This window comes from Synechococcus sp. WH 8101 (assembly GCF_004209775.1).
Taxonomy (GTDB): domain Bacteria; phylum Cyanobacteriota; class Cyanobacteriia; order PCC-6307; family Cyanobiaceae; genus Synechococcus_C.
On sequence record NZ_CP035914.1, the window covers coordinates 2,124,098 to 2,139,473 of the forward strand.

General features: G+C 65.4%; 15 protein-coding genes. 8 read left to right on the top strand and 7 right to left on the bottom strand.

Going from position 1 to position 15,376, the window contains the following annotated elements; translation table 11 throughout:
* Positions 1-17 precede the first annotated feature (17 nt).
* Positions 18-419, top strand: coding sequence for an ATP synthase F1 subunit epsilon (gene atpC, locus SynWH8101_RS11370; RefSeq protein ID WP_130129858.1), 402 nt, complete (start codon positions 18-20; stop codon positions 417-419).
* A 136-nt stretch (positions 420-555) separates the two neighbouring features.
* Here atpC and SynWH8101_RS11375 read toward each other — a convergent pair whose 3' ends face one another.
* The gene (locus SynWH8101_RS11375) at positions 556-1,059 is read right to left on the bottom strand and encodes a 30S ribosomal protein PSRP-3 (protein WP_038001120.1); all 504 of its coding nucleotides are present in this window, start codon (positions 1,057-1,059) and stop codon (positions 556-558) included.
* Positions 1,060-1,119: 60 nt separating this feature from the next.
* On the opposite strand from SynWH8101_RS11375, the gene SynWH8101_RS11380 reads away from it, so the two are divergent.
* Positions 1,120-1,947 (top strand): TIGR01548 family HAD-type hydrolase, encoded by an 828-nt coding sequence (locus SynWH8101_RS11380; protein WP_255423171.1) that lies wholly within the window; start codon positions 1,120-1,122, stop codon positions 1,945-1,947.
* Positions 1,914-3,101: a calcium:proton antiporter gene (locus SynWH8101_RS11385; protein ID WP_254427953.1), complete on the top strand. Its 1,188-nt coding sequence runs from the start codon at positions 1,914-1,916 to the stop codon at positions 3,099-3,101. The genes SynWH8101_RS11380 and SynWH8101_RS11385 overlap by 34 nt, the downstream gene beginning before the upstream one ends.
* Positions 3,102-3,124: 23 nt before the next feature.
* Here the strand turns inward: SynWH8101_RS11385 and SynWH8101_RS11390 are convergent, their stop codons facing one another.
* Positions 3,125-4,459, bottom strand: a complete 1,335-nt coding sequence (locus SynWH8101_RS11390) for an aminopeptidase P N-terminal domain-containing protein (protein ID WP_130129859.1) — start codon at positions 4,457-4,459, stop codon at positions 3,125-3,127.
* Between the two features lie 53 nt (positions 4,460-4,512).
* Between SynWH8101_RS11390 and SynWH8101_RS11395 the strand changes: the two genes are divergently transcribed.
* Genes SynWH8101_RS11395 through ald form a run of 5 tightly spaced genes read left to right on the top strand, consistent with a single transcriptional unit; the run spans position 4,513 to position 10,382 of the window.
* Positions 4,513-5,526 carry a CNNM domain-containing protein gene (locus SynWH8101_RS11395; RefSeq protein ID WP_130129860.1) on the top strand — a complete coding sequence of 338 codons (1,014 nt, stop codon included), beginning with the start codon at positions 4,513-4,515 and terminating at the stop codon, positions 5,524-5,526.
* Positions 5,523-6,869, top strand: coding sequence for a GTP-binding protein (locus SynWH8101_RS11400; protein ID WP_130129861.1), 1,347 nt, complete (start codon positions 5,523-5,525; stop codon positions 6,867-6,869). The genes SynWH8101_RS11395 and SynWH8101_RS11400 overlap by 4 nt, the downstream gene beginning before the upstream one ends.
* Entirely contained in the window at positions 6,866-7,450 is a 585-nt protein-coding gene (locus SynWH8101_RS11405; protein ID WP_130129862.1) for a nicotinate-nucleotide adenylyltransferase, read from the top strand. Before SynWH8101_RS11400 ends, SynWH8101_RS11405 begins: the two co-directional genes overlap by 4 nt.
* A 6-nt stretch (positions 7,451-7,456) precedes the next feature.
* Positions 7,457-9,214 (top strand): NAD+ synthase, encoded by a 1,758-nt coding sequence (locus SynWH8101_RS11410; RefSeq protein ID WP_130129863.1) that lies wholly within the window; start codon positions 7,457-7,459, stop codon positions 9,212-9,214.
* Between the two features lie 28 nt (positions 9,215-9,242).
* Positions 9,243-10,382 carry an alanine dehydrogenase gene (gene ald, locus SynWH8101_RS11415; RefSeq protein ID WP_130129864.1) on the top strand — a complete coding sequence of 380 codons (1,140 nt, stop codon included), beginning with the start codon at positions 9,243-9,245 and terminating at the stop codon, positions 10,380-10,382.
* A gap of 1 nt (position 10,383) precedes the next feature.
* Here ald and SynWH8101_RS11420 read toward each other — a convergent pair whose 3' ends face one another.
* The 5 genes from SynWH8101_RS11420 to atpA form a co-directional block, all read right to left on the bottom strand.
* Positions 10,384-11,448: a DUF3326 domain-containing protein gene (locus SynWH8101_RS11420; protein WP_130129865.1), complete on the bottom strand. Its 1,065-nt coding sequence runs from the start codon at positions 11,446-11,448 to the stop codon at positions 10,384-10,386.
* Positions 11,449-11,629: 181 nt separating this feature from the next.
* The gene (locus SynWH8101_RS11430; RefSeq protein ID WP_130129867.1) at positions 11,630-11,968 is read right to left on the bottom strand and encodes a 2Fe-2S iron-sulfur cluster-binding protein; all 339 of its coding nucleotides are present in this window, start codon (positions 11,966-11,968) and stop codon (positions 11,630-11,632) included.
* A 64-nt stretch (positions 11,969-12,032) separates the two neighbouring features.
* Positions 12,033-12,734, bottom strand: coding sequence for a putative 2OG-Fe(II) oxygenase (locus SynWH8101_RS11435; RefSeq protein ID WP_130129868.1), 702 nt, complete (start codon positions 12,732-12,734; stop codon positions 12,033-12,035).
* Between the two features lie 124 nt (positions 12,735-12,858).
* Complete coding sequence (locus SynWH8101_RS11440) at positions 12,859-13,809, bottom strand: F0F1 ATP synthase subunit gamma (RefSeq protein ID WP_130129869.1); 951 nt, start codon at positions 13,807-13,809, stop codon at positions 12,859-12,861.
* 11 nt (positions 13,810-13,820) lie between these two features.
* Complete coding sequence (gene atpA / locus SynWH8101_RS11445) at positions 13,821-15,341, bottom strand: F0F1 ATP synthase subunit alpha (RefSeq protein WP_130129870.1); 1,521 nt, start codon at positions 15,339-15,341, stop codon at positions 13,821-13,823.
* Positions 15,342-15,376: the final 35 nt, after the last annotated feature.

Here is a 15,376-nt window from a genome sequence, read left to right on the forward strand (position 1 = left end):
CCTCCGATTCAAGGTTCATGTCACTCACCCTTCGCGTTCTGGCCCCAGACCAGAACGTTTTTGATGGACGTGCTGATGAGGTGATCCTCCCCAGCACCACCGGTCAACTCGGCATCCTCCCCGGCCATGTGTCGTTGCTTGCGGCACTGGATGTGGGAGTCTTGCGCGTCCGCGACACCAATGGCTGGCAATCCATCGCGTTGATGGGAGGCTTTGCCGAAGTGGAAGCCGATGAAGTGACGGTGCTCGTGAATTCGGCCGAACTAGGCAGCAGCATCAATGCCAGTGAAGCTGAAGCCGATCTGGAGCAAGCCCGAGCGGCCGTGACTCGCATGGAAGGTCAGTCACCGTCTCCAGAGAAGGTAAAGGCACAGCAGACCCTCGATCGAGCCCGCGCCCGCGTTCAGGCAGCCAAATAAAGTCCAATCTCCCTCCGGGGAGATTTTTTTTGCCCTTGGGTCGCGATCAGCAGTTGCGATCAGCCATTAAAAAACCGCCCGAACGGGCGGTGATGACTTGGTCGATGTATGCCCAAGAGGCAATGGCAATCCAAACTCAAGCGGTACCGCAGAAGGTGACTTCAGGGAACTTGAGCTTGGCCTCTTCGAGGCTCTTGCCCTTGCCCTCTTCCTGCCAGTAGTTGATCACCTCGGTGGCCTTGTTCAGGACCTCGACACGCTCGTTGTCCGTGATCCAGCTTTTGCCCTCCAGCTCGGTCTTGAGGGTTTCCCAGGCGTCCTCGCGAGGCCAGAAGAAGTAGGAGGTGAGTGGGCTCGGACCACCGCCCACGATCTGGTCAACGGCCAGAGCGACGTTGTCGGGAAGCCAGAGGATCTTCAGCAGAAAGCGCCCCTCGTCCGCTTTGGGGGTGTAACCGGAGGGAACACCATCGGCATCAATCGTGGCGGACGCCAGTGCCGCACTGCCTCCCCGCATCACCGGACGGCCTTCCGTGGCCTCCTGAGCCTGCTCGGCCGCCGCAGGTTCGGGAGCCGATTCGACTGCTGGTGCTGCGGTCGCGACCTCCTGGTCGGCTGCAGCGCCTTCGGAAACCGTCATGGTGTCAGCGCTCAAGAAATCAGGACAAACAACTAACCTACCAGCCACCCGCAATCACCCTTGCTGAACCGTCCCAAGGATCGGCCCCGCTGCCTTCTTCTCTTTGACATCGATGGCGTGGTCCGCGATGTGGCCGGCAGCTATCGGCGCGCCCTGCAGGCGACCGTGGAGCACTACTGCGGCTGGCGACCGGAGCCAGGAGTGATCGATGCCCTTAAAGGAGAGGGGCGATGGAACAACGACTGGGATGCCAGTCTGGAGCTGCTGCGACGGCGCCAGGATCAGGCTGGTGGGAACAACGCCTTCACCCTGCCACCCAGACCGGATCTGGTGGAGGTGTTCAGCCGTTTCTATTTCGGCGACCAGCCGGATGGCGATCCCCGTGCCTGGACCGGTTACATCACCGATGAACCCCTGCTGGTGGAACGGCAGTTCTTCAGCAACCTCACAGCGATGGCCGTGACCTGGGGCTTCGTGAGCGGCGCTGAGCCCCCCTCAGCCCGTTTTCTGCTCAGCCAGCGGCTGGGGCTGGAGTCTCCACCCCTAATCGCCATGGGCGATGCCCCCGACAAGCCGGATCCCACTGGCCTGCTCCGCCTGGCCCAGAGCCTTCTTCAGGCGCCCCTGGGTGCCGGCAGCCCCCCGATCGCCTACCTGGGCGACACCGTCGCCGACGTGCAGACGGTGGTTCAGGCACGCGAACGTTGCCCAGACCAGACCTTCGTGAGCCTGGCGGTGGCACCACCCCATCTGCATGGAGCGGAGCAGACCTCAGCGCGACGCCACTACGAACAACGCCTGCAGGATGCGGGTGCGGATCGGGTGCTGCCCAGCACCACGGCCGCCCTGGCCTGGTGTCACGCTCTGGAATCGCCATCAGCGCCATGAACGGAATGCCTTGGAGCGTGTTGCGCAGGGAGTGGTCCCTGCTGATCGGCACCGTCCTGCTGGTGACTCTGGAGGTCAGCCATGTTCTGGACTGGTTGGTGCTTCAGAACTCCGCGCTGGTACTGGGCGGGCTGCTGCTGCTCAGCCTGAGCGTGCTGTTGCTCGCCCGCCGAATCGCCCACCACGCCGATCACCTGGCGGAACACCTCGGCGAACCCCTGGGAACCCTGGTGCTCACCGGATCGGTGATCGTGATTGAACTGGCCCTCGTCTCCAGCACGATGCTCACGGGTGAGCGCAACCCCACCCTGGCGCGCGACTCGATGTTTTCCGTGCTGATGATCGTGCTCACCGGCGTCAAAGGGATCAGCCTGATCCTGGCGGCACGGTTCCAGAAACAGGGCCGCACCGTGCCCATGCAGCTGGAAGACATGGCCTCGCTGAATCAGGGCGGTAGCAGCGCTTACATCAACCTGATCACGACCATGAGTGTGCTGGTGCTGATCCTGCCCAACTTCAGCACCGACAGCAGCGAGGCCAACTACTCCGTACCGATCAACTGGCTGCTCACTGCAGTGTCTTTGGGGCTCTATGCCGCGTTCCTGCGTTTCCAGGTGGGCAGTTATCGCAACCTGTTCATGGAGATGCCTGAGCAACTGGCCCTCAGCCGGGAGACAACGTCCCAGGCGCCTGAGGGTGGATCCGGATCCAGCCCTGCGCTGCATCACGGTCTGCTGATGCTGATCGGCCTGGTGGTGCTGGTGCTGATCGCCGAATCCATGGGTCTGCTGATCGAAACCGGAATCACCGATCTGGGGCTTCCCAGCTCCCTGGGCGGGCTGCTGGTGGGTGTGCTGGTGGTGGCTCCAGAAGCGCTCAATGCCTTTCAATCCGCCAACCGCGGCGAGGTGCAGCGCTCCCTCAACACCCTCTACGGCTCATCACTGTCGACGCTCTGCCTCACCGTTCCAGCCGTGCTGATGCTCGGCGAATGGATTCACACCGATGTGGTGCTGGGGCTCGAACCGATGGAATCGCTGCTCCTGGCCCTGACGCTGGTGCTGGTGCGCCCGATCAGCGGCAGGGTGAGCGAATTGGATGGCCTGATGCTGCTCACCGTGGGGGTGGTGTGGGTTGCCCTGCAGGTTGTGTGATCGCCAGATGGTGGAATCGCCCCTCAGCGCTCCATCGCCGCCAGGCTCTTGGCGGCTGCGGCCGTGAGCACCTCATAGCCGCAGGCCACCTCAGCGCGATCGCGCACGGCCACGTCATCTTCAATGCGGATGCCGATGCCCTTCCAGCGCTCCTCGATCGCCGGCTGCCCCTCCGGCACGGGCAAGCGATCGCTCACGTAAAGCCCCGGTTCCACCGTGAGCACCATGCCCGGCTCCAGTTCCACCGGATGCTCACCGAGGCGATAGGCCCCCACATCGTGCACATCCAACCCGAGCCAATGGCCGGTGCGATGCATGTAGAGGTGGCGGTAGGCGCCCTGCTCAATCACGCCATCGACCTCGCCACACAGCAGACCGAGCTCCAGCAAACCCTCCACCAGCTGCCGCAGGGCGGTCTGATGCACATCCTCCGCGGTCGCACCCGGTTGCACCGCCGCCACTGCGGCCTCCTGGGCCGACAACACGAGTTCATACAACTGCCGCTGCTCCGCACGGAAGCGCCCGTTCACTGGAAAAGTGCGGGTGATGTCGCCGTTGTAGTAATCGGGAAGGGAACAGCCCGCGTCGATCAGCAACAGATCCCCGTCGCGCAAGAGATCCCGATTGTCGATGTAATGGAGCACGCAGGCATTGTCGCCACCGGCCACGATCGAGCTGTAGGCCGGCCCGCGGGCCCCGGCAGCGAGAAAATGCTGTTCGATCAGGGCCTGCACCTGTCGTTCGCCCATCCCCGGCTCCACAGCAGCGCGGGCCAGCTCATGGGCCTCCGCCGAAATGCAGCAGGCCTGCCGCAGACGCACCAGCTCCTCCGGCTCCTTGCGCAATCGCAGCCGATGCAGCATTGGGCAGGGAGCCACCAACCCGAGGGCAGCCGCACCGCTGCGCGGCGCCCGATCCAGCTGCTGGGCCCAGGCCTTCAGCACCAGGGGTTCCACGGCGGGGTGCCGCCCGACCCGAAAGGCGATGCCCTCCGCACCCTTGAGATACTCCGGCAGCCGCTGTTCCAGCTCATCACGGGGGTGGGCGATGTCCGCCCCGTAGTGCTCTACCGCTCCTTCACAGCCCCAGCGCCGCCCGGTCCACACCTCGGCGCCGGGCTCGCGCGGATTCACAAAAAGCACGTAGCGCTCACCCTCCGCGCGGTGGGGCAACAGCAGCGCCACGGCATCGGGTTCGTCGAATCCGGTGAGATACCAGAAGTCGCTGTCCTGCCGGAACGGCCACTCGCAATCGGCATGGTGGGTGACCAGCGTCGCCGCTGGGATCACCGCCGCCGCACCACCGAGCTCAGCGAAACAGCGCTCACGTCGCTGGGCATGACGCTGCTGGTCGATCACGGCGGAGACAGAGTGACAGGGAACCGTCAGGATGGCAGGCAAAGCACCCCGGCATGACCACCGACTTGCTGATCCTGCTGTTGATGGTGCTGGTGGTGCTGGCTGGATCCGCCGTCTGCTCGGGGGTTGAAGCGGCCCTGCTCACGGTCAATCCCGTGCGCGTGCACGAGCTGGCCGCACGGACAGGCCCGCCAGCGGGGGCACGACGGCTAGCCCAGTTGCGTCAACGCCTCGGCCGCACCCTCTCGGTGTTGGTGATCGCCAACAACGGCTTCAACATTTTCGGCAGCATGATGCTCGGCGGCTACGCCGCCTGGGTGTTTCAGAAAAACCAGTTCAGCGACGTGGCCCTGCCGCTGTTTTCAGTGGCCCTCACCGTGCTGGTGATTCTGCTGGGTGAAATTCTTCCCAAGGCGATCGGCACCCGTCTCGCCCTGCCCGTGGCCCTGGCCAGTGCGCCGGTGCTGCACTGGCTCGGGGTGCTGATGCGCCCCCTGGTGCTGCTGCTGGAGCGCTTGCTGCCGGCGATCAGTGAAGAGAACGAAATCAGCACCGACGAGAACGAAATCCGTCTCCTGGCACGCCTCGGCTCTCAGAAAGGACAGATCGAAGCCGATGAGGCGGCGATGATCGCCAAGGTGTTCCAACTCAATGACCTCACCGCCAGGGATCTGATGACCCCCCGCGTGGCCGCACCCACCCTGGAGGGTGCGGCCACGCTCGAGGCCCTCCGCCCCCAGCTGCTGGCAAATCCCTCGGCCTGGTGGGTGGTGCTCGGCGCCGAGGTGGATCGGGTGCTCGGGGTGGCCAGCCGCGACCAGCTGCTGAAAGCCCTGCTGGAGCAACGCGGTCAGCTCAGCGCCGCTGATCTCTGCGAGCCGGTGGAGTTCGTGCCCGAAATGATTCGGGCCGACCGCTTGCTCACCAGCTTCCGACGCGACAACAGCGGTGTGCGCGTGGTGGTGGATGAATTCGGTGGCTTTGTGGGCGTGATCGGGGCCGATGCGGTGCTGGCGGTGCTGGCCGGCTGGTGGCGCAAGGGTGCGGGCGTGGGGATACCGGAATGAAAGCCAGCGATCCCAGCCATGGCAGCGAAAGGAGACCATCCACCCTGAAACGCTGCCTGCAGCTGCTGGAGCAGTGGCGTGCGGAGCTGCACCTCACCCCGAGGGAAACCACGCTGCTGGCCGGCAACCTCAAGGCGCTGGAACGCCAACTCGATCGGCTGGCTCAGCGACGGCTGCGGGTGGCGGTGTTCGGGCGCGTGGGTGTGGGGAAATCGAGCCTGGTGAATGCACTGGTGGGGGAGGCCGTGCTGGCCACCGACGTGGCCCATGGCTGCACCCGCCAACAGCAGGCCGTGCCCTGGCCGATCGCTGTGCCGGGGCTGACGGGCGTGGATCTGGTGGACACCCCAGGCATCGATGAGGTCGCCGCCGCCGGCCGAGCCCGGCTGGCCGCTCGGGTGGCGCTGCAGGCCGATCTGGTGCTGTTGGTGCTGGATGGCGACATCACCCGTGTGGAACTGGAGGCCCTCGAGACCCTGCGCGACGGTGGCAAACCCGTGCTGCCGGTGCTCAACCGCAGCGATTGCTGGCCCCCACACGAGCTCGACGCCTTGCTGCAGAGCATCCAGCAACGGCTGCCCAAGGGAATGGTCCCCCCCGTGGCGGTGGCCGCCGCACCTCGAGAGGCGGTGCAGCTGGAGGACGGCCGGGTGCGCAGTCGTGCCGTGACCGCCCGGATCACGGCACTGGCCACAGGCCTGCAGCAGTGGCTGGAGGCCCAGGGGCCGGCCCTGCTCGCCCTCAACGCCTTGCGCCAGGCGGAACGACTGCAACAGGCGCTTGAGGCTGGTCGCCTGAAGCGCAGGCGTCAGGCGGCCCAGGGGCTGATTGGTCGCTACGCCGCCCTCAAGGCGGCGGGTGTCGCCGCCAATCCCTTGGTGCTGCTGGATCTGGCCGGAGGTCTCGCCTGCGACACGGCCCTGGTGGTGCAGCTCTGCCAGCTCTATGACCTGCCCATGGGGGGACCCGCCGCCCGCCGGCTGCTGCAGCGGCTCTCCGGCCACAACGCCCTGATCGGCGGGGCCCAACTGGGCATTCAGGTGGCCCTCAGCGGCGTCCGCCAGCTGCTGCTGGTGGCGGCCCCATTTACGGCCGGGCTCTCCCTGGCGCCAGCGGCACCGGTGGCCATGGCCCAGGCGGCTCTCGCCGTCCACACCACCCGCCGCACCGGACGACTCACTGCTCGCTGGCTGCTGGAGCAACGGGGCCGAGGCCGGCGGAGCCAACCACAACCCACCAGCCTGCTGAAACGGCTCGCCTGGCAGGACGCCACGCTGGGGAGACTTCTGATGGCGTGGCCCCAGCGCCAGGATCGGGGAAGCCTGCGAGAGCTGCTGCCATGACGGCAGCTCCTGGCCTTGCCCTGTTCGGCACCAGCGCCGATCCGCCCACCTGCGGGCATCAGGCCCTGCTGGAGGGACTAACCGATCGCTTTGCCCAGGTGGCCACCTGGGCGAGCGACAACCCCTCCAAGCAGCACGCCATCCCCCTGGAGCAGCGCCTCGAATTGCTCAGCACCCTCGTGCAGTCGATGCAGGCCCCCCGGTTGCAGCTGGTGCAGGAGCTCAGCAGCCCGTATGCGATCACCACCCTGCAACGCGCCGAAGCGCGCTGGCCCGGTTGCCCCCTCAGCTTTGTGGTGGGCAGTGACCTCACTGGCCAGATCCCCCGCTGGAAAGACGCGGCATCGCTGCTGCAACGCTGCCAGCTGGTGATCGTGCCCCGCCAAGGCTGGCCGATCCAGCACCAGGATCTCGATCAACTGCGCAACCTGGGCGGCCAGGTGGAGATCTTGCCGCTCACGATTCCAGCAACGGCCAGTTCGAGCATCCGGCAACGGCCGGCAGCGGACCAGATTCCAGCGGCCCTGCACCCCCTGCTGCTAAAGCACAATTTCTATGGTTTTGCCCCCGGCTCGGGCTGAGGATCCATGCGCATCGCCCTGGCCCAGATCAATCCACTGGTGGGCGATCTACCGGGCAATGCCGCGCGCATCTTCGCCGCCTGCCAACAGAGCCAGCAGCAGAGCGAACCGGCGGATCTGCTGCTGACGCCGGAACTCTCGCTCTGGGGCTATCCCCCGCGCGACCTGCTGCTCAACCCCAGCGGTGTGGCGCAGCAACAGACGGTGATGGACCACCTGAGCCAAGACCTGCACGACCTCGCCCCGGCGCTGGCCGTGCTGGTGGGCGTGGTGGAACCGGCCGGCGACAGCGCTCTGCCCCATCTGTTCAATGCCGTGGCCTTGATCCAGGGGGGACGGTGGCGGGTGGTGGGCCGCAAACAGCTGCTCCCCAGCTACGACGTATTTGATGAAAGCCGTTATTTCCGCGCCGCCAGCGGCCCCTCCTGCCTGACCCTCAACCTGGCCGGGCAGCCCTGGCGCCTGGGACTCACCATCTGCGAAGACCTCTGGGTGGAGCCCACGCTCCAGAACCAGCGGCTCACAGGCCCCGATCCTGTGGCAGCCCTGGAACCGCTCGGCGTGGATCTGCTGCTGAATCTTTCCGCCTCCCCGTTCGCCCAGGAGAAATCCCCCCTGCGCCGCGAGCTGGCCGCACGGGCCGCCGCCCGCCTCAACTGCCCGGTGATCTACGTGAATCAGGTGGGCGGCAACGATGAACTCATCTTTGATGGCGGCAGTTTTGTGATCGACCGCCCCAGGGATAAGGCCCAGGCCGCACCCACGCTCACCCTGCAGCTGCCGATCTGCAGGGAAGCGCTGGACCTCTGGGATGCCGGCAGCACAGCCGCCGCTTCTGAGCTCAGCCGCAAAGGTGCCGCAGCGATCGGGCACGATCACGTCGCCATGAGCCGCGAAGAGCAACTGCTCCGCGCTCTGGTGCTGGGGGTGCACGACTACGCCGGCAAATGTGGCTTCCAGCGCGCCCTACTCGGCCTGAGTGGAGGCATCGATTCCGCCCTGGTGGCCGTGATCGCCTGCGCTGCCCTCGGGGCCGATCGGGTGCAGGCCCTGCTGATGCCCTCCCCCTGGAGCTCCAGGGGCTCAATCGAGGATGCCGCTGCCTTGGCGCAACGGCTGGGCCTCCACACCGACACCACACCGATCGAGGCGCTCATGGACGGCTTCGCCGCCACACTGACGCCGGTGCTCCAGGGGCCGCCGGCGGATGTGACCGCCGAAAATCTCCAATCGCGCATCCGCGGCACCCTGCTGATGGCCGTGGCCAACCAGCAGGGCCAGTTGCTGCTCTCCACGGGTAACAAGTCGGAACTTGCGGTGGGGTATTGCACCCTCTATGGCGACATGAACGGAGGCCTGGCGGTGATCGGCGACCTCTACAAATCCACCGTCTTCGCGCTCTGCGACTGGCTCGACAATCCCGCCAGCCAGGCCTGCCGCCGCGAGCTGGGGCTGCCAGCCAGCGGTGAACTGGTGGGGCGCGCGATCCGGGAGAAACCCCCCAGTGCCGAGCTAAGGCCCGACCAGAAAGACAGCGATTCCCTGCCCGATTACGCCGTGCTCGATCCGCTGCTGCGCGACCTGATCGAAGAGCACTGCGGAGAGGAAGCGTTGCTGCAGCGTGGCCATGCCCCCGACACGGTCACCCGGGTGCTGCGCCTGTTCCGCCGGGCCGAATTCAAACGACGCCAGGCGCCACCGCTCCTGAAGGTGAGCCGTCAGGCTTTCGGCACAGGCTGGCGGCTGCCGATCGCCGCCGTCTGAGCCAGATTGAAGCAACAGCCCCGCAGCCATGGCACACTCCGTTCTCACCGCTCCGATGGCGAGCATCGGGGTTCCCACCGAAATCAAGGCGGATGAGCAGCGGGTAGCCCTCACCCCGGATGGCGTCAGGGATCTGGTCACCCAGGGGTTGGAGGTGCGCGTGCAGGCCGGCGCCGGTGATGGCGCAGGCATCGCCGATGCAGCCTTTGCAGCGGCCGGCGCCCAGGTGGTGGATCGGGACACGGCCTGGGCGGCCCATCTGGTGGTGAAAGTGAAGGAACCGCAGGAGGAGGAGTTCCGGTTCCTGCGGGATGACATGGTGCTGTTCACCTACCTGCACCTGGCCGCCTACCCGAAGGTGGGCCAGGCCCTGCTGGATGCGGGCACCACCGGCGTGGCCTACGAGACGGTGCAACTGGAAAACGGCAGCCTGCCCCTGCTGGCACCGATGAGCGAAATCGCCGGACGCCTCGCGGCTCAGGTGGGCGCGCGGCTGCTGGAGAGGCCGAACGGTGGTCGCGGCGTGCTGATCGGTGGCTGCACCGGCGTGCGCCCGGCCCGGGTGGTCGTGCTCGGAGCCGGCACGGTGGGCTGGAATGCGGCCCGGCTGGCGGCGGCGATGGATGCGGAGGTGATGCTGCTGGATCGCTCCCCCGAGCGGTTACGCAGCCTGGAAGCCGACCGGCGCGGGCGGCTGATGAGCGTGGTGAGCAGCCGAGGCCTGCTGGAACGGCTAGTGCCCACCGCCGACCTGCTGATCGGTGCCGTGCTCACCCCCGGCGGCCGTGCCCCCACGCTGGTGGATGAGGAGATGGTGCAACAGATGCAACCCGGCTCGGTGATCGTCGATGTGGCGATCGATCAGGGGGGCTGTGTGGCCACCAGCCGGGAAACAACCCACACCGATCCCACAGTGACCATCCATGGCGTGCAGCACTACGCCGTGGGCAACATGCCCGGTGCGGTGCCATTCACCTCCACCGAAGCACTGGTCAGCGTCACGCTCCCCTACATCCTCGGCATCGCCGGTCGCGGCTTGGAGGAAGCCGTCACCGAGCGGCCAGAACTGCTCTCCGGCCTGAACACCGTCCAGGGGGCGGTCTGCCATCCAGGCGTTGCCAAGGCGCTGGGCGTTCCCCCGAGGCACCCGATGGCTTGCCTGCGCTGAGTCAGCAACTCTCCTGCAGTGCCCGCAGCGGCCGCTGCAGCGCCGCAGGGGCAATCCCCTCCCGAAGGCTGAGCACCAACCCCGCCGCCTCGGCGTAACTCGCCGCCGGCAGCACCCGGTCCGCCAGGCCGAGCGCCGCCGCAGTCACCTGCAACAGAGAGGCATTGGCGACGGTGATCACCGGGATGCCTCGCTCAATACACGCCAGCACCGCCTCGCCGCCCAGGGCTCCTTCAGGCACCACCACCGCACCGAGATCCTCAGCCTGCAGCTGCAAGCCAGTCACGCCAGCGCGACCGGTTGGCTCCACCAGATCCGGCGCCCGGCTCAGTCCCACCAACACACAGGCCAAAAACGTGTACCCCAGCTCCTCTCCCGCCGCGCGGGGATCGAGCTGCGGATCAAGGGGCAATGGCGACAATGCCGGCGCGTGGGCGCAGGGGATCCGAAGGTGACGCACAAGCCCATGGCTGATCACCGCCTCCGCACCGGCGAGGGCATCCACACCACTGCCGTGGCGATAGGCCGCCAGAGCCTCGCTGTCGGGGTCCTCGGGAAAGCGCGCCACCACAGCGATCGCCGTGGCACCAGCATCTTTCAGGCGCTCTCCTGCCCGTAGCAGGGCATCGGGATGCTCCAGGCTTCCCCAGCTCACGCCGCTCTCCCCCAGCTCCAGATGGACCCCGAGCGGTTGGTCGGTGCTGAGCACAGGTCCGATCTCCAGCCCCAGCGTGGCCCGGCAGCCATCCGCCACCTGAAGATGGCGCTGGCGCAACTCCGGCTCAATCCCGGCATCCAGCAGGAGGCCAATCCGTTGCTGACGCACGGGTTGCAGGGCCCAGTCGCCGGCGGCAAAGCGATCGAGGGCGTAGCCCTCCACGTAATGGATACGGGGATCGCTCCAGTAGAGCGCGGCTCCGTTCATCACATTCGGATGGGTCACCAGGCAGCCAGAGGCCGCCGCCAACAGTCGCGCAGTGGGCAGGGCATCCCCGGCAAACCCACCGATCGCACAGCCGATGCCTGTGGGCACCACCAGCAGGGTGGGCAGAGACGCTGCCGTCACTGGATCCACACGGCCTCGAGACGCAACAGGCGGCTGTCGCCCTCGGCAGTGGGTGCCGCCGAGGTGATCGCCCAGCGCAGCGGCTCACCGTGGCGGCGCAGCTGATCATGCAACCAAGGCCTCAGCTGCGCTGCCGGCAACCCAGGAGGACTGACCAGAGTGACGTGACGGTGCAGCAGCGTCACTTCTGATACTGACCGAACTGGGCCTCATACAGCGCATCCTCCTGACCAGCGATCACCTTGAGATCGGAACGGGGGTAGGACACACAAAGAAGCGCAAATCCATCCTTGCGCAGCTCTTCTTTCACACCCATAGCGTCGGGCTGATGCACCTCGCCCTCAGTGATGCGGGCCGCACAGGTCGTGCAGACCCCGGCGCAGCAGGAACTGGGCAGCTGAACACCCGCCGCTTCGGCAGCGGCGAGCACCGTTTGCTCAGGGGTGCACGGAAAGGCGTGCTGCTGACCATCCAATTCAACGGTGATGGCGAAGGAGGGGGCCGCAGTGGAATCGCTCATCCTTGTTGAAACAGTGCCGGAAAGCAGCATCCTCTCAGGAGGGAGGGTCGGCGCGGCACGCTTGTCAGCTCTCAGGGCGCGGGCAGCGCTGCCAGTGCCCGGGATGGGGCGCCAGATATTCCGGGGGTTCGCCGCTGGCGGGTGCCGTCAGCACAAAATCAAAGCTGATCGACACCCGTAGCGCCTCGGCCTCCCCGTTCTCCTCAACACTGTGATCGAGGCGGGAGGGAAACAACACCAGCAACCCGGGCTTGGGCGCCAAGGTCCAACGGGATTGATTGCAGGGGTGATGGGGCGCAATCGGCGCGTCATGCCCCACCGCCAGGCCGGGAACGAGCTCATTGCACTGGCTCGGCGCATGCAAACAGAGGCAGCCATCGGCACCGGTGCCATCGCCACTGAGATACAGCACGGCACTGAGGTGGGCATTGGGATGGTGGTGGCGCCCCACCACCTGGCCCCAGTCACTCAGCACAGGCCAGCAGCGCTGGAGATGCAGCTCCAAACGGGTCAGGTCGAAACCGGTCGCGTCCAGATACCCCCAAACCCGTTGGATCACCTGCTCCATGATCAGCCGACAGGCGGGATGCTGATGCAGCTGCCACACACCGTTCAGATCGCCGGTCCAGGCACAGCCTGGATCGGGGTTGCCGCTGGCCTCGGCTCGACACTGCAGCACCGTCTGCAGGAGAGCCGCAAGCTCCAAAGGGTCGAGATCGAGATGATCGGTGGCGACCACGGTGGGGAAAAGGGCATGCAGCTCCAAGCAACTCCACCGGCAGATCCCCATCATCCACGGGCCTCGCACGCGAGTGCCACCACTCCACAGCAATAAAAAAGCCGACCCGAAGGTCGGCCTCTTGGAGAAGAACTGTCAGTGGAACCCTGGGTCAGACCATCGCAGCGGCACCGCCCACCACCTCAAGGATCTCCTGGGTGATCGCCGCCTGACGGGCCTTGTTGTAATCAAGAGTCAGGGTCTTGGCGAGGGCCTTGGCGTTGTCGCTGGCGTTGTTCATCGCCGTCATCCGGCTGGCGAGCTCAGAAGCAGCGGCTTCCTGCAGGGAACGCAGCAGCTGATTCTGCAGATAGAGCGGCAGTAGAGCATTGAGCAACTGCTCCGGGCTCTGCTCAAACACGATGTCGGACGGGAGGCTCGGCTGAGTGTTGGCAGGACCCGAACCCGTTTCCACCGTGAGGCGACCTTCCTTAGTGGTGAGACGGAAAATTTCGTCGTCGGCCTCAGCAATCCCCTGGGGGTCGAGGGGAAGCAGGGTCTGCACCACAGGCTTGCAGCTCACCAGATTGATGAATTTGGTGTAAATGATCTCCACACGATCAGTGGTATCAGAGAGAAACTCTGCAAACACTTCGTTGGCGATCGCACCGGCTTCATCGGCCGTGGGCACCTGCTCCAGACCAGTAAAGGTGGCCTGAATGGGGTACTGCCGATTGGTGAAATAGCTGATCGCCTTACGACCGATCAACACCAGATCAACTTTGTAACCCTGACCCTTCAGCTCTGCGAAGCGTTGTTCCGTGCGCTTGATGATGTTGGCGTTGTAGCCGCCACACAAGCCACGATCACCGGTGACAGCCACCAGGGTGATGGTGTCAACGTCGCGTTGCTCCAGGAGAGGAGCGTCGGCGTCTTCAAAACGCATGCGCGACTGGAGGTTTTCCAGCAGGCGTGCAAGCCGATCCGCGAAGGGACGGCTACGCAGCACCTGTTCCTGGGCCCGACGCACTTTGGCCGCAGCCACCAGACGCATGGCCTCGGTGATCTTGCGAGTGTTTTTGACCGATTTGATCCGGTCTCGGATCTCCTTCAGATTTGCCATGGCTCAGGCCCTCAGTTGGCGGTGGCCAGCATGGTGGAGGTGACTTCAGCGATGGCCTCCTTGAGCATGGTTTCGGCCTCGGGGCTGAGAACCTTCTCCTCCTGAATCTTCTGGATGTACTCCGGCTTGTTGCTCTTCAGGTATTCACGCAGCTCGCGGGAGAACTGCACCACCTGATCAACGGGAACGTCATCGATCAGCCCCTTGACACCGGCGTAAACAATGGCGACCTGCTCAGCCAGAATCAGCGGACTGAACTGGGGCTGCTTGAGCAGCTCGCGCAGACGCTTACCGCGACCGAGTTGCTTCTGGGTGGCCGCATCCAGATCCGAGGCGAACTGAGAGAACGCCGCCAGTTCATCGAACTGAGCCAGTTCCAGCTTCAGGGTGCCGGCAATCTTCTTGATCGCCTTGGTCTGAGCGGCACCACCCACCCGGCTCACGGAGATACCGACGTTGATGGCCGGACGCAGGCCTGAGTTGAACAGATCGGAACTGAGGAACACCTGACCATCCGTGATCGAAATCACGTTGGTGGGGATGTAAGCCGACACGTCACCGGCCTGGGTTTCGATGATCGGCAGTGCGGTCATCGAGCCTTTGCCCATGGCGTCAGACAGCTTGGCGGCACGCTCGAGCAGACGGCTGTGGAGATAGAACACGTCGCCGGGGTAGGCCTCACGACCGGGGGGACGACGGAGCAGCAGAGACATCTGGCGATAAGCCTGGGCCTGCTTGGTGAGATCGTCGTAAATCACCAGGGTGGCTTTGCCCTTGTACATGAAGGACTCAGCGATCGAGGCGCCGGTGTAAGGAGCCAAGTACTGGAGGGCCGCGGGCTCGGAGGCGTTGGCCGCCACCACGACCGTGTAGTCGAGGGCACCACGCTCACGCAGCACCTCGGTGACCTGGGCAACAGACGCTGCTTTCTGACCGACGGCCACATACACACAGACCACATCCTGATCCTTCTGGTTGAGGATGGTGTCGATGGCGATTGCGGTCTTACCGGTCTGACGGTCGCCGATGATCAGCTCACGCTGGCCACGGCCGATGGGGATCATCGCGTCGATGGCGGTGATGCCGGTCTGCATCGGCTCGTGCACCGATTTGCGCTGGATGATGCCGGGCGCAGGCGACTCGATCAGACGCGTTTCATTGGTCGCGAGGTCGCCTTTGCCATCGATCGGCTGGCCCAGGGGGTTGACCACCCGGCCCAGCAGGGCGTCACCCACGGGAACCGATGCGATCTTGCCGGTGGCCCGCACCGTGCTCCCCTCCTGAATCCCCAAGCCTTCACCCATCAGCACCGCGCCGACGTTGTCGTCTTCGAGGTTCAGAGCGATGCCCTCGGTGCCATCTTCGAACTCAAGCAGTTCGCCGGCCATGGCCTGCTGCAGGCCGTAGACACGGGCGATACCGTCGCCCACCTGGAGCACACTGCCGACGTTGCTGACCGAAACGGACTTGTCGTAGTCCTCGATCTGCTGTTTGAGGATGGCGCTGATCTCGTCTGGACGGATGGAAACCATGGCGGGAAATCCCTGGGGAGGGTGGTGAGTGGAGG